This is a genomic window from Deinococcus marmoris DSM 12784 (assembly GCF_000701405.1).
Taxonomy (GTDB): Bacteria; Deinococcota; Deinococci; order Deinococcales; family Deinococcaceae; genus Deinococcus; species Deinococcus marmoris.
Genome location: NZ_JNIV01000228.1, coordinates 1 through 1,617, shown reverse-complemented (window position 1 = coordinate 1,617; position 1,617 = coordinate 1). Strand labels below are relative to the sequence as shown.

Below are 1,617 nucleotides of genomic sequence, written 5' to 3'. Positions count from 1 at the left end.
TGGGATCGCCCACAGGCCGAAGCCTACTTTGGCCTCCTGAGTCACCCTTTTCCTGCGCTCAGCACCGCCTGAACTCAAGTTGTCCGGTACTGAAACCATGCCGTTGTCGCCGAAGCTGACGTCGGGCGTACCGTTTCCTTGCAAACGAACCAGGGCAAAGTCCAGAGACGACGGTCCAGGGCCGGAATCGGAGAAAACTAGATGGGCGTAGCCTCCCAGCACCACCTTGCCATCCGGCTGAACCACCACATCCCTGGCGGCTGAAGAAAGAGCGTCCATCCTGTTTCCTCTAGAATCGCTGACATCGCTCAGCTTCAGCTTTACCACGCCGCCCGCACCGAAGCTGGGGTCCAGCGTCAGGTTGCTCAGGTAGCGCGCGGCCACCATTTCACCGTCCATCTGGCCTGCCACGACAAGTTTGCCGTCGGCCTGACGGGCGATGGCGTTGGCCTCGCCGTCACTCATGGCCGCGCTCTGGGCCAGCACCGCGCCGGAAGCGGACAGCCGCGTAATCTTGAAGTTCGCGTCCAGTACGGCCACCCCACCGCCGTCCTCTGCCACCACATCCACTCCGCCTACACCCACACGTCCGCCACTGCCGAAGCCGGGATCGAGGGTGCCGGGCGGCTGGGCCTGCGCGGATTTCACACAATTTAATTTCGCATCGGCCCAGTCGGCGTGATCGAAGTTCATGGTGTCGCCCGCGTCGGTCAGGGCCAGCCGCAGAGTCTTAGCGTTCTTCAGGTCCACCGAGATGCTCCGGGCCGCGTCGCTGCCGCGCACCACGCCGCTGTCGAACAGCTTTACGCCGTCGCCGTAGACCTGAAAGACCACGCTGCCCCGGTCCCCCACCTCATCGTCGATCCCGATGTTGGCCGTGAAGATGGTGCAGGCCCCACCCAGGTCATAGTTCAGCCCGGCGGCAAGGGTGGACGAGGCGTGCATCCCCAGCCCCCTGGTAAAGACCTGCCCGCCGATGGTCAGCGGTTGGCCGTCGAACTGGGCCTGCTCGCCGTTGCTGCGGTCAAATTCCACCGGACCCCAGCCATTGGTGGCCGAGACATACGGCAGCTCAGACAGCACGACGTTGCCCGTGGGCTGCGCGGCCACGCAGTTCACCGCCGCCTCGCCCCAGTCGGCGTGATCGTAGAAGTTGTCGTCGCCGCCGTCACTGACCAGGAGACGCAGTTCCCGGACCCCGGCCACGCTCACGTTCACCGGCAGGCTCAGGTCGCCGCCGCGCCGCACGCCGCTGTCGAACAGCATCTTGCCGTCACCGAAGACACTGAACTGCGCGCTGCCCAGTTTACCCACCTCTTCATCGATGCCCACAAAGGCGCTGAAGGTGTTGCACTGCCCGCCCAGCGCGTACCTGATCTCGGACGCGGCGTGGACGCCCAGGCCCTTGGTAAAGCTGCGCCCGCCGACTTTGAGCGTGGTGCCGTCACGGATGTCCTGCTCGCCGTTGCTGCTGTCCCGCTCGACCGGTCCCCAGCCACCTGTGGCCGAGGTCCAGTCCAGGTCTGAGTTCGACTTTGTCCATTTTGGGAATCAAGCTGCGTAACACAACGCGTCTGACATGCGCTCAAAAACCTGTCGCGGGACTTTTACGATGTC

Annotated in this window: 1 protein-coding gene; it reads right to left on the bottom strand. The window is 64.2% G+C overall.

Annotated elements, in window-relative coordinates; all coding sequences use genetic code 11:
* The coding region (locus Q319_RS26000) for an NPCBM/NEW2 domain-containing protein (RefSeq protein WP_245619456.1) at positions 1-1,521 on the bottom strand (1,521 nt) is incomplete at its 3' end.
* Between the last annotated feature and the right edge of the window lie 96 nt (positions 1,522-1,617).